Raw genomic sequence first — 19,732 nt, 5'->3', positions numbered from 1 at the left:
TAGTCTGCAACTCTGATGATTGAGGGCATATCCCCGTTATCTTGTAACTTGCAGGTCTGCTGGTGGCACTTGTTGCCTTCATCTGGAAATCTATTGGGCTTAGATAATTAATTTTTACGTTTGCGTTCTAAACTGTATATATGGCGAACGAGTAGCGCGAGCCACTATTGGTCTAAACAATCACTATTGGCCTAAACAATCACTATCGATTTAAACAGCCATTATCAGTATCCGGCATGACTCATAATACCAAGGGGTGGATGATGTTAGAGCAAATTTGCCAGTTGGCCCGCGAGGCAGGCGTGGCGATTATGGCGGTCTATCAGGGGGATAAACCCCTTGATGTGGCCCATAAGAAAGATGATTCGCCAGTGACAGCGGCTGATCTTGCCGCTCACCAGATTATCAAAGCCGGATTGGCGGCACTGACTCCCGATATCCCACTGTTATCTGAAGAAGATCCGCCGGTTTGGGCGGTACGTCAACACTGGCAGCGCTACTGGCTGGTTGATCCGCTGGACGGTACTAAAGAGTTTCTACATCGGAATGGCGAGTTTACCGTTAATATCGCGTTGATTGACCAAGGAGTACCGGTGCTTGGCGTGGTATATACCCCAGTGACTGAAGTGATGTACAGCGCTGAAAACGGCCAGGCGTGGAAAGAGGAGTGTGGCAGGCGCATGCAGATTCAGGTGCGTGCTGCACTACCGCCGTTAGTGGTAGTCAGTCGCTCTCACAGTGATGCTGAATTGGAAGATTATTTGTCGCAATTAGGTGAACACCAGACTGTATCAGTCGGTTCGTCACTCAAGTTTTGTCTGGTGGCGGAAGGGAAGGCGCAACTGTACCCGCGCTTTGGGCCTACTAATGTATGGGATACTGCCGCCGGGCATGCAGTAGCTATTGCTGCCGGAGCACTGGTTCACGATTGGCAGGGTAAACCACTCTCTTATACCCCACGTGAATCTTTCCTGAACCCCGGCTTTAGAGTGTCTTTATTCTAACCACATAGCCAAAGAGTGTGGCGTTGCAGGGAGGTGGCACGCAAACGAATCATATGATTCGGGTGAGTGCCCGCAGCGAATTCCCTGCAGCTTCAAACCTTAAGGGGAGATTACTGTTTCACCAGTTGGTGCAATTGATCGATCACCTGCTGTACTTCCTCCGGTGTCAATGCGCCATCTTTGGCAAATCTCACATTCCCTTGTGGGTCCAATACCACAATCGCCGAGCCCTTTTCCGCTAAACCCCAGGCCTTTTTGACATTCCCGTCGCTATCGACCACAAATTGTGACCAGGGAAAGTCGCGTTTATTACTTTCAATGCTGTTACGCACAAACACTGCCGTGCCGATGATGGCGTCATCAGTATTGACGATTGTCGTCGTTTGGTAATGTTCGTGTGGCAGATTAGCGTGCTTAATGGCTTCCACTAACGGGGCATTCAGCTCTTTTGCCGAGGTGCGGCCAGCAATATGTTGGATCACCCGCACTTTGCCGGGCAGTTGCGAGCTATTCCAGTTTTTGTAGCTAAACTGATCAGTAGCTTTATCATAATTTAATTCGCCTTTATCGCTGACACCCACCGGCGGTACCCGCTGGTTGATTTGTAGGGAGTGAGCGCAGGCCATTAGTGGTGTGAGTAGTAGTGACAGTATCAGCAGGCTATTTTTTATCATGGCATGTCCTTGTGGGATCTTATGGGTAATGTCGGGTACTAAGTCCTGCATGCAGGTCTACCCGTAGTCTTTCAAATTGCAGCTGTGTTGGCAGATTGTGTTTGCCGCTTGCCAGCATCTTGAAACCTATTGGGCATCAGTTTTCCAATAATAGGTGCAGATCAGAGGTCTGTCCTGTTTCTCTACAGTATTTATTTCTGACACTGACTAGATGGTTATTCTGTAATTAAGTCTCATTTTATCTATATGACCCTGTAATTTTGTGTAAATCCAGCAGCAATGACTGGTTTTAGCGGAACTAAAGCCCATACTCTAGGTCTATTACTCTGCAATTATATTACGTTACCTGTGATCTTGGTCGCTAAGGCACCAGAGGGAGCGTATTGATGTCATGGGAGGAAAGTAAAAAAATGAGGATCTTCCAACGTTACAATCCGGCTAAAGTGGCGATGTATGTCAAAACGCTTTTCCGAGGGAGGTTATATATCAAAGATATGGGGGCTTTTGAGTTTGACAAAGGTAAGATTTTAATCCCGAAAGTTAGGGATAAACGCCACTTTGAGGTGATGTCAGAGGTTAATCGTCAGGTGATGCGTTTGCAGGCTGATACCCTTCTTACATAATTGCTTTGGGTATGACATTAGTCTGAACAGAATTAATTGCGGCCCCTATTGTGGGGCCGCTAATGTTTTAAATAATGACTGATTTAAACTTTCATTAGGCATCACTGCTTTCGTGTGGGGCTTTTGGCAGTATTGGGGCTGGTAGGTCACTGAGTTTAGTCACCAGTAGCTGATCGATTTTGTAGCTATCGATATCGACTACTTCAAACTTGTAGCCGGCATATTTGACGAAATCCGTGCGTTTGGGAATTTTGCGCAGCATATACATCATAAAGCCGCCGATGGTTTCATAATTGCCAGACTGCGGGAACTCATCGATATGCAGCACTCGCATTACATCTTCAATCGGGGTACCGCCCTCAATCAGCCATGAACTTTCATCACGAGCAACAATTTGCTCTTCCTGCCCCTGACCGACCAAATCCCCCATCAGCGTGGTCATCACGTCATTCAGGGTAATGATACCAACCACCAGGGCGTATTCGTTGAGGATAACGGCAAAGTCTTCACCGGCGGTTTTAAAGCTCTCCAGCGCCTCGGAGAGTGTCAATGTGTCTGGCACAATCAGGGCTGAGCGAATTTGCACGCCACTGCTCAGTACCAGACTCTGGTTACCTAATACCCGGTTCAGCAAGTCTTTAGAGTCGACATAACCCACAACTTGATCGATATGACCATCACATACCAAGAATTTAGAGTGTGGGTGGGTCGAAATCTTCTCTTTTATGCTGTCTTCGCTTTCCCGCAGATCAAAATAAATCACACTTTCACGTGACGTCATCGACGAAGGAACAGTACGTGACTCCAGTTCAAAGACGTTTTCGATCAATTCATGCTCTTGTTTACGTAACACCCCGGCTAATGCACCTGCTTCCACGACGGCATAGATATCATCTGATGTGATGTCATCATTGCGTACCATTGGCAGCTTGAATAGTCGGAAGATTAGATTCGCCATCCCATTGAAGAACCAAACTAGTGGGCGACAAATCATCAGACAGAAGCGCATCGGGTTGACGATCCGAACGGCAACCGCTTCAGGTGAAATCATACCGATGCGTTTCGGGGTTAAGTCGGCAAAAAGAATAAATAAACTGGTGACCAGAACAAACGAGCAAATGAAACTCACCTGGTCGGCAAGCTCTGGTGACATGAAGCGTTCAAACACCAATTTAAAGGAGGGGGAAAACGCAGCATCACCGACGATACCCCCCAGAATGGCGACGGCATTCAAGCCAATCTGGACCACAGTGAAGAAAATCCCCGGAGTCTCTTGTAATTTAAGTACCCGCAAGGCGTTGATATCGCCTTCATCTGCCAGAAGTTTTAGTTTAATTTTGCGCGAAGCTGCCAGTGAAATCTCTGATAATGAGAAGAAGGCACTCACCGCAATTAAAAAAAGAATCAGTAAAATACTGTTTAACATAATCTGTCCGTGTCGTACCGACAATCGCGCCGGCGATCGTAAGGAAGGCCATACATTTGTTTGAATTAAAAAATACTGTTTAAATTTAAGATAACGGCAGAAAGCCGCCATCGGGCCGAGTGAACAGCCCGAATAGTATAACCCGTCTTACTTTAAGTTGCAGCGGAGTTAGCTAGGTTCATTACTCCGGCCATGCTTGAAATCCCCCTGTGGGCTAGCATAAATGCTGTTCAAACCGCATTCCAAGCGATTTGTCATTCCCTTGCTGCCAACCTGCAACTCTACGCAATTTGGGGATAATCGCAGCGATAAGAGCGTGGGCAACCTTACAAATCAGGCGGCATACACACGCCAATACCGCCAAGGTTACAATATCCATGTGGATTTTTGTGCAAATATTGCTGGTGGTCATCCTCTGCATAGTAAAACGGTAGTGCAACCGCCACTTCACTGGTAATCAACCGGCGATCAGCCGCTTGCTCCATGGCTTGCTGGAACAAGGCTTTGCTCTCGTTAGCTTGCACTTGCTGCTCAGGTGTCAAAACGTAAATGGCTGAACGATATTGTGTTCCGACATCTCCGCCTTGACGCATTCCTTGGGCGGGATCGTGATTTTCCCAGAAAATCTGCAATAGTTGCTTATAGCTGATGATGGCCGGATCAAAGACAACACGAACCACTTCTGCATGGGCTGTGCGGCCACTACAAACTTCATGATAGGTTGGGTTTGGTGTGTAGCCACCGCAATAACCTGCGGCAGTACTGTAGACGCCAGGCAGTTGCCAGAACAGGCGCTCAACCCCCCAGAAGCAACCCATGGCGAAGATAGCGATCTCCATTCCGTCAGGGATATGTGTCATGGAATGCCCATTCACCACATGGAGAGTTGCGACTGGCATTGGTGTGATTCGCCCGGGTAAGGCATTCGCCGCATCAATGACGGCAGTTTTGTCAAAATTTTGCACCAAAATAGGCTCCAATGTTTACAGTGAATTTGAAGTTTACAGTAAATTAATAACAAGATGTTTACAGTGAATAGGTATAGACAGTTGTATCTGATTGCGAGTTTGCACACAATAAGAGCCATTCTGCGTTAATGTATCGGCTTAAGGTGGAGTTTTAGGGATAACAGGTTTAAATCGGTCTTTAAGTGCGGAATGATTGCGTAAGTGATAAAAAGTCCGTCAGATCGTTTTTACAGGAAAATATACCCAATAGGTTTCAAGATGCGGTAAAGCGGCAAGGGAGAGAACCCTGATGAGCTTATAGGGTAAGTGATTCGGATGACAAATCTGCTGGGAGCAGATTTAAATGCTGCTTGCAGAGGTCAGGTCGAGTAATGAGAGTTGCCAATACACCTGCAATTTGGAAGATGGCAGGTATAAAATTAATTAGGAGTACGCGTGCCACGATACCCTATTTTGTGTTTTTTGTGCGTATTGCTCGCCACACCTCTTGCCTACGCTGCCAATGTGCGGTTGCAGGTCGAAGGTCTTAGCGGGGATTTAGAGAGAAACGTCAGGGCGCGTTTATCAACAATTGGTACGGATGAAGTGACGTCCGATGGCCGTTTCCGCTCAAGGGTGGATGACGCCATTCGTCAGGGGCTACGCGCGTTAGGTTATTACGACCCCACCATCACCTTTGATTTGCAGCCGCGCCCGGCACCTGCACGTTCCGTTTTAATTGCCAAAGTGATTCCTGGTGAACCGGTTTTGATTGCTGGTGTTGATATTGTGCTGCAAGGTGGGGCGAAAACTGATCCTGATTATCTATCATTGGTACGCCGCGATACCCCTAAAATTGGCTCAGTCCTCAATCATGGTGATTTTGATAATTTCAAAAGTTCACTGACGGGCTTAGCGTTACGCCGTGGTTATTTTGACGCCAATATGATCAAAAGCCAGTTGGGTGTTGCCGCTGAGTTGCGCAAAGCTTTTTGGGATATTGATTTTGACAGTGGCGAGCGCTACCGGTTTGGTAAAGTAGCCTTCCAAGGCTCGCAAATCCGTGAGGATTTTCTGCAAAATTTGGTGCCCTTTCATGAAGGTGAGTTTTATACTTCTGATGAACTGGCCGAATTGAACCGCCGTCTGGCTGCGACTAACTGGTTTAACTCGGTGGTGGTTTCACCGGATTTTCGCGACGCGAGAAAAACCAAAGTCCTGCCACTGGATGCGGTCGTCACTCCACGTACCGAAAATACGGTTGAATTGGGGGGCGGTTATGCGACCGATGTCGGTCCACGTCTGACGGCCAGTTGGCGTAAGCCGTGGATGAACTCCTACGGGCATAGTCTAACCACCAGTACTACACTTTCCGCGCCCGAACAGACGCTGGATTTCAGCTATCGAATCCCACTGTTAAAAAACCCGCTGGAACAGTATTACCTGTTACAGGGTGGGTTCAAACGCACCGATCTGAATGATACAAAATCTGACACCACCACCCTGAACGTTGCCCGTTTCTGGGATTTGTCCAGTGGTTGGAAGCGCTCAGTTAACCTGCGTTGGAGTTTGGATCACTTTACTCAAGGTAGTGTCACTGATACCACCATGTTGCTGTATCCGGGGGTGAACATCAGCCGTACCCGTCAGCGCGGCGGTGCTATGCCGGTGTGGGGGGATAGTCAGAATTATTCTATTGATGTGTCTGATACCACATGGGGGTCAGATGTCGATTTCGCCATATTCCAAGCGCAAAACGTGTGGATTCGGACTTTGGGTGAGAAGAACCGTTTTGTCGTTCGGGGTAACTTAGGCTGGATTGAAACCAATGATTTCGACCGGGTACCGCCGTCACTGCGTTTCTTCGCCGGTGGGGATCGCAGTATTCGTGGCTATAAATTCCGTGATATTTCCCCACGCGATAGCGAAGGTAAATTAACCGGTGCCTCTAAACTGGCAACCGGTACGCTTGAGTATCAATATAACGTTACCGGAAGATGGTGGGGGGCTGTATTTGTCGATTCGGGTGAAGCGGTTAACGATATTCGCAAGAGCGATTTCAAAACTGGCGCCGGGGTTGGGGTCCGTTGGGCTTCTCCGGTCGGTCCGATCAAGCTAGACATCGCCAAACCTATTGGTGACAACGAAGCACGTGGCGTGCAATTTTATATCGGTTTGGGGCCTGAACTATGATGTTGGTAAAGGGAGGGAGGTGGATAAAGAGACTCAGTATCGCATTTCTGCTCATTATCCTGCTGCTGGTCGGGGCTTTGGCGGGTTTGTTGGGCACCACCAGTGGTCTACATTTTGTGATAAACAGTGCCGCACGTTGGGTTCCCGGGCTGGATATCGCCAGTGTCAGTGGGGGGTGGCGTGACCTCACCTTAAAAGGCATTCAATATCAAATGCCGGGTGTCACTGTTAAAGCAGGGCAGTTCCATCTTTCATTACAGCTCTCTTGTCTAAAACGCAGTGAGTTGTGCATTAATGCCCTGACGGCACAAGATATTGATGTGGTGGTGGATACCAACGCCATGCCGCCTGCGGCCCCTGCTCCTGCCAGTAGTGAACCGATGGGGGAACTTAGTACTCCGTACCCCATTACATTGCGTATGCTGTCGCTGAATAATGTCAAAGTCACTATTGATGACACCGCGATTTCACTGGATGAATTCCGCACTGGAGCACATTGGCAACAGCGCGCACTGGCACTAATGCCGACCAAAATCAGTGGGTTATTGATAGCTTTACCAAAAACGGTGCCAGCGATGGTGCCGGATGCGGCTAAACCTGCGGTTGAAACGGCTATCGCGGTAAAAGAAGCGGTTGAGCAACAGGCAGCCGCGCCATCAGAGCAGGAAGCTCCGCTAGGTGAAACGTTAAAAGCGCTGTTTGCTAAACCGTTACTGCCAGAATTGCCGGACTTCCGTTTGCCGCTGGATTTACAGATTAAAGAGATCTCAGGGCAACAACTCCGGCTTACAGGTGATACCGACGTACTTATCAGTAGTCTTTTGCTGCAAGCCAGCACGCAACAAAACCAAATAACACTGGATAAGCTGGAGATTAAATCGCCACAGGGTGGGCTGTCAGCACAGGGTGACGCCACGCTGGCCGATAAGTGGCCAGTGAGTATGGTCATCAATAGTGCGCTGAACATTGAGCCGTTGAAAGGCGAAAAAGTAAAATTAACTGTCGGTGGTGCGCTGCGTGAAAAACTCAACGTGGCACTCAATCTGTCAGGCCCGGTGAGCGCGCAACTGGATGCAGAAACTGCGCTGGCACAGGCTGGTTTGCCACTGGCGTTAACTCTACAAAGCAAGCAACTGCGTTGGCCGTTGAGTGGCGAACCTCAATATCAAATTAATAATCTTCGAATGCGCCTCAATGGGCAGGCGACAGATTACGCACTCTCGATCCGTTCTGATTTTAAAGGCACTGACCTGCCACCGGCAGTGTTCACTCTTGACGGTAAAGGGAGTGTTGAGCAATTCAATCTGACCCGTTTACGTCTGGCGGCATTGCAAGGTAACACTGACCTGACTGGCGTAGTGGATTGGAGTAAAGCAATCAGTTGGAACTCGGTATTAACCTTATCGGGTATTAACACCGCGAAGCAGTGGCCGGAGTGGCCAGCAAAACTGGATGGTAGAATTGTCACCCGTGGCAGTATCCACGGTGGTAGTTGGCAATTACAAGTACCGGAGCTGGCACTGGACGGGAATGTGAAACAAAACCGTGTGACGGCCCGTGGCTCCCTGACAGGGAATGCGGCAGGCCAGTGGCATATTCCGGGCATTAATCTGGCATTGGGCCGTAATAGGTTAGATGTGAGAGGCAACCTTAGTGACACCTGGCAGCTCGATGCCACTGTGGATGCGCCACAACTTGATGGTGCGTTACCGGGATTGGGAGGCGTGATGAAAGGGGCGCTGAAATTGCGCGGCAACCTTACAGCACCACAACTGCTAGTGGACCTCACCGCCAGCCGCCTGCAATGGCAGGAACTGACCATTAACCGGATTAAGATTGATGGCGACGTTCGCTCCACGGATCAGATTCAGGGTCAGTTGGCCGTTAGGGTTGAGCAACTCAAGCAAGCGGAGTTGGTTGTAAGTTTATTGACGCTAGATGCCCGAGGTAGCGAAAAACAGCATCAGGTGCGCCTGAATATACAAGGGGAACCAGTTTCCGGTCAGTTGGCGCTGGATGGGAGCTTCGATCGCCAACAAGAACGTTGGCGCGGTTCGCTTAATAACACGCGTTTCGATACGCCGGTAGGTGAATGGCGTTTAAGCCGTGCGATGGCATTGGATTACCAAAATAGCTTACAGCGGGTCACCATCGGACCCCACTGTTGGCTTAACCCAAATGCAGAACTTTGTGTTCCTCGGGCCATTGAAGCTGGCCCTAGTGGGCAGGCGAGTGTGGTTCTCAATCGCTTTGATTTAGCGATGATAAAACCATTCCTTGGGCCGGATACCACCATGAGTGGCGTGTTCACTGGCCGGGCCGATGTCAGTTGGACGGCCGGTGGTAACCTGCCAGATGTACGGGTATCGCTCAGTGGCAATGGGGTTAAAGTGCAGCAAGTAGTGCAAGGTAACCCGTTACCGATTGCTTTTGAAACGCTGAATCTCAATGGTGGCCTAACCAATGGGCAAGTGCGGGCTGATTGGTTGATTAAACTGGTGAATAACGGCCAGTTCTCCGGGCAGGTTCAGGTTGCTGATCCACAAGGGCGGCGCAATTTGTCCGGTAACATTGCTATCAGTAATATTTCTTTGGCAATGATTAACCCGATACTGAGTGATGGTGAAAAAGCCGCTGGCACATTAAACGCCAATCTGCGTTTAGGGGGGAATGCGAAGAGCCCGCTAGTCTTTGGTCGTTTGGCGCTGGATAATGTCGATGTTGATGGTAGCTGGATGCCATTTGATATTACCGAAGGGCGTCTGGTGATGAACTTCGACGGTATGACCTCAACATTGGAGGGGTTAATTCGGACTTCTCAAGGGCAGCTCAATCTCTCCGGTGATGCCGATTGGCGTGATATCAATGCCTGGCGTGCCCGAATCGCCGCAAAAGGCAATAAGTTGCGGGTTACGATCCCACCAATGGTACGGATTGATGTTTCACCGGACATTGTTTTTGAAGCGACACCGCAGTTGTTCACCCTCAATGGTTCGGTTGATATTCCATGGGCGCGGATAACGGTGCAGGAAGTGCCGGAAAATGCGGTGGGTGTCTCATCAGATGAGGTGATGCTCAATAACGATCTGAAACCTATCTCCCCACGGACGGCCAGTATTCCAATCAACAGTAATCTGGTGATTCGGGTAGGTAATGATGTGCGTCTGAATGCATTTGGTTTGAAAGCCCGTTTGCAAGGTAATTTGAAAATGATCCAGGATCAGCGCGGGCTGGGCTTGAACGGGCAAATTAATATTCCGTCGGGTAGCTTCCGTGCTTATGGTCAGGATTTAATTGTCAATAAAGGGATATTGCTGTTCTCCGGCCCGCCGGATCAACCGCTACTCAATATTGAAGCGATACGTAATCCAGATGCTACGGCAGACGGTGTTACTGCTGGTGTGCGGGTTACCGGGATGGCTGATGCTCCACGGCTAGAAGTGTTCTCGGATCCGGCTATGTCACAGCAGGAGGCGTTATCATACCTGTTGCGTGGTCAGGGGTTGAGTAATTCGGGGGCTGACAGTGGCATGATGACCTCAATGCTTATTGGCATGGGGGTTGCGCAGAGCGGTAAACTTGTGGGTAAAATCGGCGAGGCATTTGGTGTCAGTAATCTGGCACTAGATACGCAGGGAGTCGGTGATAGCTCACAAGTCGTGGTAAGTGGTTATGTCACTAAAGACCTGCAAGTAAAATACGGTGTGGGTATATTTGACTCGCTGGCGACGTTAACATTACGTTATCGATTGATGCCAAGGTTGTATCTGGAAGCGGTGTCTGGTATTGATCAGGCATTAGATGTGCTTTATCAGTTTGAGTTCTAACCATGCGAATTATTGTCTACGGTAGTTTACGGCGCAAGCAAGGTAATAGTCATTGGATGACGGACGCCCAGTGGTTGGGTGAACATGACCTTGAAGGCTTTGATATGTACAACTTAGGTCATTATCCGGCGGTTATCCCCGGAGACGGCACTGTGCATTGTGAGGTTTATCGGATTAACTCATCTATTATGAATGAGTTAGATGAACTTAAAAGTAATACTAAGGATTACCGACGCGAGCTGATTCAGACGCCTTATGGTAGCGCGTGGATATACCTTTATCGCTTACCGCTCGAAGGTGTGCCACGTATCTACAGTGGCGACTGGCTAAAACGCCATGAAGAGAGCGACAAGCCATAAAATTAAGCTGTTATTAGCAAAAAAAAACACCGCTCACAGGGCGGTGTTTTTACGTTTCGCGCTTAAAGCATCCTCAAGAGGCGCTTTTTGGCATGCGAAACGGGAAATTACTTCTTCGCACGTTCGAAAGAGGCCAGGATCTCGGCTTTAGCTGCGGCGGCATCTTCCCAACCATCCACTTTCACCCACTTGCCTGTTTCCAAGTCTTTGTAATGTTCAAAGAAATGTTTAATCTGCGCTTTCAGCAGTTCTGGCAGATCATTTACATCTTTAACGTGGTCGTATTCTTTGGTCAGTTTGCTGTGTGGAACCGCAACCAGCTTGGCATCTTCGCCCGCTTCGTCAGTCATTTTTAACACGCCAACCGGACGGCAACGAATCACGGAACCTGGTTGCAACGGATACGGTGTTGGCACTAGTACATCAACCGGGTCGCCATCTAATGACAGGGTGTTGTTGATATAACCGTAGTTACATGGATAGAACATGGCAGTAGACATGAAGCGGTCTACAAACAGCGAGCCAGTCTCTTTATCGATTTCATATTTGATCGGATCCGCATTCGCAGGGATTTCGATCACTACATAGATATCTTCTGGCAGGTCTTTACCTGCGGGTACTTGGTTCAAGCTCATGTCGGTTTCCTTTTATCAAACCAGAAATGGAGTGCTGGCTATTATAGCCAACTCTTTTGTGAATTCCCGCCCTTTTCACTGTCAGATAGCGGTGAGATTGCCTGAGTGAGGGCCATTTCAGTGAGATAAAATCCCGTCATTCGCTAAATGTATCTATTTTGAGCTGTTTTTCCGGTGAGAGTTCAAGCTGACATCTGTATAGCCGATAACTTAATCAAACAATAAGACCGTCCGCTGTAATGCTAACGCTTTGTAATCTTAACCATTTGCACATAACCGGAAAAAAACCGATGTTAAAAAAGATTACCATTAAGAATGGGCTTATTGCCCAGCTAAGCTTTATGTCGTTGATTTTATTAGTTGTCAGTGTTATCGGGATTAATTCAATTCAGGAAAGTTCGCGCTCGTTGCAAATAATAAATCAAATCCAGGGGGAGGAGCTGGGTCTCTATCTAATAGCTTTAATGCCACGTTAAGCGCCAGAACTGAAGCAGCTCTGGCGATCCATCAGTTAGAAATTGGTCTGATTGAGGAATCATTACAAACGGCAAAACAGGCTGAAGGTTCACTAGCATTATCGCAAAAAGAGATGGCACGTTTTGTCAGTGCGGTATCTGACCGGGGAGACGGGCAGGGATTGGCGATAAATATCCAGAAAAGTTATAAAAATTATATTGATAAGGGCGTAATACCCATGCTGACCGCGATCAAGGCGGGGTATGCTGACGAGTATTACGCTGTATTGGAAAAGAGTATTACCGACATTAGTAAAGCCTTTAACAATGATGTCACTGCTTTTCGCAGCTATGCACTGGATGCTGGTCAATTGCAAATCGCCAACGCAAACAATGCCGCCAAAATTAAACTGACGATCATTATAGCTGCAGGGGTGATCACGTTGATCTCTGCGGTACTGGCATGGTTTGCGCTCAAATACATTATTTTGCAGCCGTTGGTGCAATCAATTCATCAGTTGGAATATATAGCTGCTGGTGATTTAACTCACAGTATCAATAGTGAGGGCAACACTGAATTGGCCCGATTGGCAAAGGCGTTACAGACGATGCAGCAATCGCTGGTGGCGTCAGTGAGTAATGTACGGGATGTGGGTGGGCAGATTGGTATTGGCTCGCGGGAATTAGCTGTCGGTAACAGTCATTTGGCTGAACGTACAGAGGAGTCGGCGTCTTCTTTGGAACAGACTGCGGCCAGCATGGAGCAGTTGACCTCAACCGTAAAAATGAATGCTGAAAACTCGGATCAGGCTAATCGTTTGGCGATGAGTGTATCGGATATTGCCAATAAGGGCAGTGAGGCCGTGAGTCATGTGGTTGATAAGATGCAGGCAATTACCACTAGTTCGCGCCGTATCTCCGATATTATTGCCGTAATTGATGGCATTGCGTTTCAGACTAATATTCTGGCACTTAACGCTGCGGTTGAGGCCGCCAGAGCCGGTGAACAGGGGCGTGGTTTTGCTGTGGTTGCGGGTGAGGTACGTAATCTGGCACAACGCAGTGCGCAGTCGGCGAAAGAGATCAAAGATCTGATTGTTGAGTCGCAAAGTCGGGTGAAGGAGGGCGCAGACATGGCCGAATCGGCAGGGAAAACCATGCATGAGATCGCAGATGAAGTTAGCCGAGTAACGGCATTGATGCGTGAGATCTCAGCCGCAAGTTATGAACAAAGTAGCGGTATTGAGCAAGTGAATGTAGCTATTGCGCAAATGGATCAGGTTGCCCAGCAGAACGCCGCATTGGTTGAACAGGCCGCCGCAGCGACGCGATCATTAGAAGAGCAAGCCAATGCATTGTCAGCCAGCATGGCAGTGTTTAAATTGCACAATCATGAGTTGGCGGTTGGAGCATAAAAAAGCAGCGGCTTAGGGGCCGCTGCTCTCTTTTTTAACTGTATTTACCCAAATTACTTGGCTTCTTCATCCGGGAATTTGGCAATAAAACCTTCCGCATCTTCCACCATGGATTTGGTACCGACAAAGAAAGGTGCGCGCTGATGCAGTTTCTCTGGCACGATATCCAAAATGCGGTTCACCCCATCCGTCGCCTTACCACCGGCTTGTTCTGCCAAGAAGGCCATAGGGTTGCATTCGTACAGTAAACGCAGTTTCCCTTGTGGGTGGCTAGCGGTGCTTGGGTAAATATAAATACCGCCTTTCAACAAGTTACGATGGAAGTCGGCAACCAGTGAACCAATGTAGCGTGAGGTATACGGGCGCTTGGTGGCTTCGTCTTGCTCCTGGCAGTACTTGATGTATTTCTTCACACCCAATGGGAATTTAATGTAGTTCCCTTCGTTGATGGAATACATGCAACCGGTTGCGGGATAACGCACTTTTTCGCCGGATAAACAGAAAACGCCCAGCGACGGATCATAAGTGAAAGTATGGACACCGTAACCTGTGGTATAGACCAGCATCGTTGAAGAACCGTAGACGACATAACCTGCGGCAACTTGTTTAGTGCCAGGTTGCAGGAAGTCAGCTTCGGTAATCGGAGTACCAAATGGGGTAATGCGGCGATAGATGGAGAAAATAGTACCGACGGATACATTCACATCGATATTTGAAGAACCATCCAGCGGATCCATCAGAACGACATATTTGGCATTTTCTGCCCGGCCACCATCAAAGATAACAATATCATCTTCTTCTTCGGAGGCGATACCGGCAACTTCGCCACGCGCTTTTAGGGCCGCTTTTAATTTTTCATTGGCAAACAAGTCCAGTTTCATCTGGTCTTCGCCCTGAATATTGGAAACACCGCTGGCACCTAAAATATCAACCAGACCTGCTTTGTTGATATCGCGATGAATAATCTTCGCGCCGAGTTTGATTGCTGAAAGTAATGCAGTTAATTCGCCGGTGGCGTGAGAGAAGTCTAGCTGTTTCTCAACGATGAATTCGCCTAACGTTTTCATGACTCAATCCCTGGATCTACGGTTAAATATCGATTTATTAACAAACAACACACCTGATGGCAGCAGTGTAGCCCAAAGGTGAGAATGATTCATAGGCAATTCCATTTCTTCTCTTTGATTCTGAGCGGTAGAATGGTTACAAACTCGAAGCTTATTAATACGGAAAATTTATGCGCATTCACATATTAGGTATCTGCGGCACTTTTATGGGCGGCCTGGCAATGCTGGCCCGCTCATTAGGTCATGAAGTGACAGGAGCGGATGCTAACGTGTATCCACCAATGAGCACGTTGCTGGAGAATCAAGGGATCGATTTAATTCAGGGATATGATCCAGCTCAACTGAGTCCCACCCCGGATTTAGTGATCATTGGTAATGCCATGAGCCGTGGTAACCCTTGTGTTGAAGCAGTATTAGAGCAAGGCATCCCTTATGTTTCCGGCCCACAATGGTTACATGACCATGTATTGCCAGAGCGTTGGGTATTAGCGGTGGCGGGTACACACGGAAAAACCACCACTGCGGGTATGGTGACCTGGATTCTGGAAGCCTGTGGTTATGAACCGGGATTCGTCATTGGCGGAGTGCCGGGTAATTTTGATGTATCAGCACGTTTAGGTAATAGCCCATTCTTTGTCATTGAAGCTGATGAATATGATTGCGCCTTCTTTGATAAGCGCTCTAAGTTTGTTCACTACAGCCCAAGAACGCTGGTTATGAATAACCTTGAGTTCGATCATGCGGATATTTTTGACGATCTGAAAGCTATCCAGAAGCAATTCCATCATCTGGTACGTTTAGTGCCAGGGAAAGGGAAAATCATCGTGCCGGATAATGATAATCACCTGAAGCAAGTGATGGCGATGGGCTGCTGGAGTGAGCAAGAGTTGGTCGGCGAAACTGGCAGTTGGTCGGCGCGCAAAGTATCGACCGATGCCAGTGTTTATGAAGTGTTTCTTGATAATAAATTAGTGGGCGAGGTCAGTTGGTCACTGGTGGGTGAACACAATATGCATAACGGTTTGATGGCGATTGCCGCTGCCCGTCATGTCGGGGTTTTACCCGCCGATGCTTGCAAGGCACTGGGTGATTTTATTAATGCTCGTCGCCGGCTGGAATTGCGGGGTGAAGCTCATGGTGTCACGGTTTATGATGATTTTGCTCATCATCCTACCGCTATTCTTGCCACTCTGGCGGCACTGCGCAGTAAAGTGGGTGGGACTGCACGTATTCTGGCCGTTTTGGAGCCACGTTCTAACACCATGAAATTAGGGCTATGTAAAAATGAGTTGGCACCTTCATTAGGTCGTGCGGATGAAGTGTTTCTGTTCCAGCCGCAGCATATCCCTTGGCAGGTAGTGGAGGTGGCTGAAGCATGTATTCAGCCTGCGCATTGGAGTGCTGATATTGATGCGTTAGTCGATATGATCGTGAAAACAGCACAACTGGGCGATCACATTCTAGTGATGAGTAACGGTGGTTTTGGTGGGATTCATAACAAATTGCTGAGCGCTTTGGATAAAAAAGCGGAGCAATAAGCTCTATCGCAGGATTAAGTCGGATAAAAAAAGCCCCCGCGATAGCGGGGGTAAAGGGTTCGTCGGATAGACGAGGGATTATTCGGATGTGAGCTGACTTCAGCCAATACTTTGTTGCAATCAATACTCTATTCAATAAGCTAAAAATTAGTATTTATCTTTATTTTCAGTCTATTGAATAAATTATCAAGGTACGAAAGTATGCCCCTCTGAGCGGGGCATTTACTTTCACTGCTGGCGCTTAATCTTATTTGTAAATCTTAGCTGTGGCGTGCCAACCATTGTCTTGATGCATACCAATGATTTTGTATGCCGTAGCGCCTTCACTATCAGCTTTTTTCGCGATGGCCTGCTCAATATCAGAAGGAGCACCGGTAATCGCGCTCACACTGACTGCGCCTAAATCAGTCATTTTGCTTGCTTGGGCGGCATTGATTGATTCCGCAGCAGATGCGCCGAAAGCAACAACAGAAAGTAAACTCAGGGCTGCCAGAGTAGTTTTGATTTTCATGATTTTTCCTTAATCAGATTCAACAATCCAAAAGTACTTTTAATGATTCTGGTACTTTTAGTTTATTGTTTTTACTGTTTATTTAATTTTTTCGATTTGGGCTTCACGCCATTTTTGATCTATCTATTGCGAATTACTGGTAAATCTTGGCAGTGGCATGCCAGTTATTTTCTTCTCGCACTTCGATCACTTTGTAAGCTTTAGCGCCCATAGCATCAGCTTTATCAGACAGCGCCTGACGAATATCGGATGGTGCGCCGTTAAGGCCACTGACGGTAATGGTGCCCATTGGTTGTAATTTTTCAGCCTGACTCTCATTGATAGAATCCGCTGCAAAAACACCAAATGACAGTGCAGAGAGAATGCTGGCAGTTGCGATGGTAGTTTTAATATTCATGTTATTGCCTCTATTTATTCTTTATCACTTCGCATGAAGTGTGATTTACGTCACGAAAATGAGTATACATCTAGTAACTGAGAATATTAATAGCAAGCTAATAATATTTAAGGTCACTTTATCGCTAGTGACTACTTTTTAAGAACTAAAAGGAATAAAAAGTGATTAAAAAACAGCACGTTCAAGTAAAAACTTAATGTTTTCAATTGAGTAAGCGTTTTTGACTAAAAGTGCGTTAGTCAGTGGTAGGTTTGACTGTAAGGGAGAGATAAGCAGAATTATTTTGTGGTTTAGACCGAAATCAGTAGTTATATGCCCTGGTTAAAGGCTATGAAGGTATGATTAATCGGATAACGGTGACAGGGATACAGTGCGGCGCAGAAGGCCGCATCTATATACATCAGACATAAAGATGTGGAATTAAAGCTCTTGTTCGAATAGCCCAAGAATGGCTTCATGCAGTTGTTTAACCGTAAAACCTCTGGCAGGCGTTGTGAAAATGGTATCGTCACCAGCAATACTGCCTAAGATCCCTTCAGCCTTACCTAATGAATCCAGCAGGCGGGCGATCAGCTGTGCCGCACCAGGGCTGGTATTAATCACAACGACTGAATCATTATAATCGACATCCAAGACCAGATTTTTTAGTGGGCTACTGGTTGTTGGCACCCCCAATTCTGCGGGTAAGCAGTAAACCATCTCCATTTTGGCATTACGCGTTCTAACCGCACCGAATTTGGTTAGCATACGTGAAACTTTGGATTGGTTGATATTTTCGAAGCCTTCTTCCTGCAAGGCCAAAACGATCTCACCTTGAGAACTGAATTTCTCTTCTTTCAATAACGCTTTAAACGCTTTGATAAGATCTTCTTGTTTTGCGGGATTACGCATTTTCTGTGCCTTGATCAGTCAATAGTGAATAGGATTATTATGCATATAAATGAATTTTTATTCAACATGACTATGGAGTATTGGCGATAAAAGCACTGATATCAAGGTGTGGTGAAATTTTCACATCATCTTACTGTTACGATTATGCTAAATCAGTTTTTATCAACATTCGGCGCGAGTAACTAAAATGTTATTAAAATGATGTTGTTCTGATGTAACGGAAGGGTGTAATGTAACCGCCGATTAACCTGTCATGAATACTTCAGTAAATTTTAGAATAATGTGCGCTATATCATTAATGAATAAGCGATTTACTCTAAAATGCATACGTCTTATGCGCCTTTTTGATGCGTGATATCTCAATCTGACTGTTAATAGATTGTGTTTAAAATCACAATAAATTAAGGTGCCTAAATAGATGAATTCACGGCAAATTTAAATTAAATATAAAAAGGAGTATAGGATGAAAGTTGCAGTTCTCGGTGCCGCTGGTGGTATCGGCCAGGCCCTCGCTCTTCTACTCAAGACCCAGCTTCCTTCAGGTTCAGACCTCTCATTATATGATATCGCGCCAGTGACTCCCGGTGTTGCGGTTGACCTGAGCCATATCCCGACCGCTGTTAATATTAAAGGCTTCAGCGGCGAAGATGCTACCCCAGCCCTTAAAGGGGCCGATATTGTTCTGATTTCTGCGGGTGTTGCACGTAAACCGGGCATGGATCGTTCAGATCTGTTCAATGTTAATGCTGGCATCGTCCGTAATCTGGTTGAGCAAATCGCGCGTACTTGCCCGAAAGCATTAATCGGTATCATTACCAACCCAGTTAACACGACAGTAGCGATCGCCGCAGAAGTACTGAAAAAAGCCGGTGTTTACGACAAGAATAAATTATTTGGCATTACGACACTGGATACCATTCGCTCTAATACCTTTGTTGCTGAACTGAAAGGTAAGCAACCTCAAGATATCGAAGTGCCGGTTATCGGTGGCCACTCTGGTGTTACCATTTTGCCATTGTTGTCACAAATTCCAGGCATTAGCTTTACCGAGCAAGAAGTGGCTGACCTGACTAAACGTATCCAGAATGCGGGTACTGAAGTTGTTGAAGCAAAAGCCGGTGGCGGGTCAGCGACTCTATCTATGGGGCAGGCTGCGGCACGTTTTGGTCTTTCTCTGGTTCGTGCTCTACAAGGCGAAAGCAATGTTGTTGAATGTTCTTACGTTGAAGGCGACGGTAAATATGCCCGTTTCTTTGCTCAGCCAATCCTGTTAGGTAAAGAGGGTGTTGCTGAACGTAAAGACATTGGCAAATTGAGTGCGTTTGAACAGCAAGCGCTAGAAAGCATGCTTGATGTATTGCACAAAGATATTGAGTTGGGCGAGCAGTTCGTCAATAACAAGTAGTAGCAGGGGCTTAAAGCTGCCCCTGAGATAATATTATCAACCGCCGAAGCTATGCATCGGCGGTTTTTTTATGCCCGAAGAATAGCCGGCCGTATCCTCACTTTTCGGTCAAGAAGAACCCCTGTTTTCGGATCAAAATAGCGTGTTGGCCAAATTTCGGAAGGATGAATCTCTAAACATTCGGCAATCAACCATTCCCCCTTTGGCCAAGGACGAGTTAACGCATTGGCAAGAGTCGAGGAACTTAACCCTGCCTCACGAGAGAGGGCGGCTAAAGTTGTGCCTTTTTTACGTAGTGCGGCAATGATGTCTGCTGGGTGCCAATCAGATTTCCTTAAAATCATCTTTAATCCTTTTTTTTTCTA

The 19,732-nt window shown here is 47.2% G+C and carries 16 protein-coding genes and 1 pseudogene; 8 read left to right on the top strand and 9 right to left on the bottom strand.

Annotated elements, in window-relative coordinates; all coding sequences use genetic code 11:
• The first annotated feature begins 260 nt into the window (after positions 1–260).
• Complete coding sequence (locus A6J66_014405; GenBank protein PNM25268.1) at positions 261–1,004, top strand: 3'(2'),5'-bisphosphate nucleotidase CysQ; 744 nt, start codon at positions 261–263, stop codon at positions 1,002–1,004.
• Positions 1,005–1,114: 110 nt separating this feature from the next.
• On the opposite strand, the gene A6J66_014400 is transcribed toward A6J66_014405, so the two are convergent.
• Positions 1,115–1,678, bottom strand: coding sequence for a YtfJ family protein (locus A6J66_014400; protein PNM25267.1), 564 nt, complete (start codon positions 1,676–1,678; stop codon positions 1,115–1,117).
• A gap of 410 nt (positions 1,679–2,088) precedes the next feature.
• Here A6J66_014400 and A6J66_014395 point away from each other — a divergent pair, with 410 nt between their 5' ends.
• Positions 2,089–2,301 (top strand): DUF1107 domain-containing protein, encoded by a 213-nt coding sequence (locus A6J66_014395; protein ID PNM27022.1) that lies wholly within the window; start codon positions 2,089–2,091, stop codon positions 2,299–2,301.
• A 94-nt stretch (positions 2,302–2,395) separates the two neighbouring features.
• Here A6J66_014395 and A6J66_014390 read toward each other — a convergent pair whose 3' ends face one another.
• Together A6J66_014390 and A6J66_014385 are read right to left on the bottom strand one after the other, a co-directional pair.
• Complete coding sequence (locus tag A6J66_014390) at positions 2,396–3,727, bottom strand: HlyC/CorC family transporter (protein ID PNM25266.1); 1,332 nt, start codon at positions 3,725–3,727, stop codon at positions 2,396–2,398.
• Positions 3,728–4,053: 326 nt separating this feature from the next.
• Complete coding sequence (locus tag A6J66_014385) at positions 4,054–4,692, bottom strand: peptide-methionine (S)-S-oxide reductase (GenBank protein PNM25265.1); 639 nt, start codon at positions 4,690–4,692, stop codon at positions 4,054–4,056.
• A gap of 438 nt (positions 4,693–5,130) precedes the next feature.
• On the opposite strand from A6J66_014385, the gene A6J66_014380 reads away from it, so the two are divergent.
• Genes A6J66_014380 through A6J66_014370 form a run of 3 tightly spaced genes read left to right on the top strand, consistent with a single transcriptional unit; the run spans position 5,131 to position 11,053 of the window.
• Positions 5,131–6,867, top strand: a complete 1,737-nt coding sequence (locus A6J66_014380; protein PNM25264.1) for a hypothetical protein — start codon at positions 5,131–5,133, stop codon at positions 6,865–6,867.
• 47 nt (positions 6,868–6,914) lie between these two features.
• Complete coding sequence (locus A6J66_014375; GenBank protein PNM27021.1) at positions 6,915–10,694, top strand: translocation/assembly module TamB; 3,780 nt, start codon at positions 6,915–6,917, stop codon at positions 10,692–10,694.
• 2 nt (positions 10,695–10,696) lie between these two features.
• Positions 10,697–11,053 (top strand): gamma-glutamylcyclotransferase, encoded by a 357-nt coding sequence (locus A6J66_014370; GenBank protein ID PNM25263.1) that lies wholly within the window; start codon positions 10,697–10,699, stop codon positions 11,051–11,053.
• Positions 11,054–11,160: 107 nt separating this feature from the next.
• On the opposite strand, the gene A6J66_014365 is transcribed toward A6J66_014370, so the two are convergent.
• Positions 11,161–11,688, bottom strand: a complete 528-nt coding sequence (locus A6J66_014365; protein PNM25262.1) for an inorganic diphosphatase — start codon at positions 11,686–11,688, stop codon at positions 11,161–11,163.
• A 290-nt stretch (positions 11,689–11,978) separates the two neighbouring features.
• On the opposite strand from A6J66_014365, the pseudogene A6J66_014360 reads away from it, so the two are divergent.
• Positions 11,979–13,558, top strand: a pseudogene (locus A6J66_014360) (methyl-accepting chemotaxis protein).
• Positions 13,559–13,611: 53 nt separating this feature from the next.
• Here the strand turns inward: A6J66_014360 and A6J66_014355 are convergent.
• Positions 13,612–14,625, bottom strand: a complete 1,014-nt coding sequence (locus A6J66_014355; GenBank protein PNM25261.1) for a class 1 fructose-bisphosphatase — start codon at positions 14,623–14,625, stop codon at positions 13,612–13,614.
• A 170-nt stretch (positions 14,626–14,795) separates the two neighbouring features.
• Here A6J66_014355 and mpl point away from each other — a divergent pair, with 170 nt between their 5' ends.
• Positions 14,796–16,163 carry a UDP-N-acetylmuramate:L-alanyl-gamma-D-glutamyl-meso-diaminopimelate ligase gene (mpl, locus tag A6J66_014350; GenBank protein ID PNM25260.1) on the top strand — a complete coding sequence of 456 codons (1,368 nt, stop codon included), beginning with the start codon at positions 14,796–14,798 and terminating at the stop codon, positions 16,161–16,163.
• Positions 16,164–16,410: 247 nt separating this feature from the next.
• Here mpl and A6J66_014345 read toward each other — a convergent pair whose 3' ends face one another.
• The 3 genes from A6J66_014345 to A6J66_014335 all read right to left on the bottom strand — a co-directional run bounded on the left by A6J66_014345 (position 16,411) and on the right by A6J66_014335 (position 17,962).
• Entirely contained in the window at positions 16,411–16,674 is a 264-nt protein-coding gene (locus A6J66_014345; GenBank protein ID PNM25259.1) for a DUF1471 domain-containing protein, read from the bottom strand.
• A gap of 133 nt (positions 16,675–16,807) precedes the next feature.
• Positions 16,808–17,071, bottom strand: coding sequence for a DUF1471 domain-containing protein (locus A6J66_014340; protein PNM25258.1), 264 nt, complete (start codon positions 17,069–17,071; stop codon positions 16,808–16,810).
• 420 nt (positions 17,072–17,491) lie between these two features.
• The gene (locus A6J66_014335) at positions 17,492–17,962 is read right to left on the bottom strand and encodes a transcriptional regulator ArgR (GenBank protein ID PNM25257.1); all 471 of its coding nucleotides are present in this window, start codon (positions 17,960–17,962) and stop codon (positions 17,492–17,494) included.
• Between the two features lie 463 nt (positions 17,963–18,425).
• On the opposite strand from A6J66_014335, the gene A6J66_014330 reads away from it, so the two are divergent.
• Positions 18,426–19,367, top strand: coding sequence for a malate dehydrogenase (locus tag A6J66_014330; GenBank protein ID PNM25256.1), 942 nt, complete (start codon positions 18,426–18,428; stop codon positions 19,365–19,367).
• A 68-nt stretch (positions 19,368–19,435) separates the two neighbouring features.
• Here the strand turns inward: A6J66_014330 and A6J66_014325 are convergent, their stop codons facing one another.
• A complete protein-coding gene (locus A6J66_014325) occupies positions 19,436–19,711 on the bottom strand; it encodes a transcriptional regulator (GenBank protein PNM25255.1) in 276 nt (91 codons plus the stop codon).
• Between the last annotated feature and the right edge of the window lie 21 nt (positions 19,712–19,732).

Origin of the sequence: Yersinia enterocolitica (assembly GCA_002082245.2) — a bacterium.
GTDB classification, from domain to species: domain Bacteria; phylum Pseudomonadota; class Gammaproteobacteria; order Enterobacterales; family Enterobacteriaceae; genus Yersinia; species Yersinia enterocolitica_E.
The sequence above is the reverse complement of the archived record's forward strand: the minus strand, read 5'-3'. Positions and strand labels throughout refer to the sequence as shown.

Coding starts and splice junctions, on each gene's coding strand:
- A6J66_014400 (PNM25267.1), bottom strand. CDS start 1,678: ATGATAAAAAATAGCCTGCTGATACTGTCACTACTACTCACACCACTA.
- A6J66_014325 (PNM25255.1), bottom strand. CDS start 19,711: ATGATTTTAAGGAAATCTGATTGGCACCCAGCAGACATCATTGCCGCA.
- A6J66_014405 (PNM25268.1), top strand. CDS start 261: ATGATGTTAGAGCAAATTTGCCAGTTGGCCCGCGAGGCAGGCGTGGCG.
- mpl (PNM25260.1), top strand. CDS start 14,796: ATGCGCATTCACATATTAGGTATCTGCGGCACTTTTATGGGCGGCCTG.
- A6J66_014395 (PNM27022.1), top strand. CDS start 2,089: ATGAGGATCTTCCAACGTTACAATCCGGCTAAAGTGGCGATGTATGTC.
- A6J66_014370 (PNM25263.1), top strand. CDS start 10,697: ATGCGAATTATTGTCTACGGTAGTTTACGGCGCAAGCAAGGTAATAGT.
- A6J66_014365 (PNM25262.1), bottom strand. CDS start 11,688: ATGAGCTTGAACCAAGTACCCGCAGGTAAAGACCTGCCAGAAGATATC.
- A6J66_014330 (PNM25256.1), top strand. CDS start 18,426: ATGAAAGTTGCAGTTCTCGGTGCCGCTGGTGGTATCGGCCAGGCCCTC.
- A6J66_014340 (PNM25258.1), bottom strand. CDS start 17,071: ATGAATATTAAAACTACCATCGCAACTGCCAGCATTCTCTCTGCACTG.
- A6J66_014390 (PNM25266.1), bottom strand. CDS start 3,727: ATGTTAAACAGTATTTTACTGATTCTTTTTTTAATTGCGGTGAGTGCC.
- A6J66_014345 (PNM25259.1), bottom strand. CDS start 16,674: ATGAAAATCAAAACTACTCTGGCAGCCCTGAGTTTACTTTCTGTTGTT.
- A6J66_014355 (PNM25261.1), bottom strand. CDS start 14,625: ATGAAAACGTTAGGCGAATTCATCGTTGAGAAACAGCTAGACTTCTCT.
- A6J66_014335 (PNM25257.1), bottom strand. CDS start 17,962: ATGCGTAATCCCGCAAAACAAGAAGATCTTATCAAAGCGTTTAAAGCG.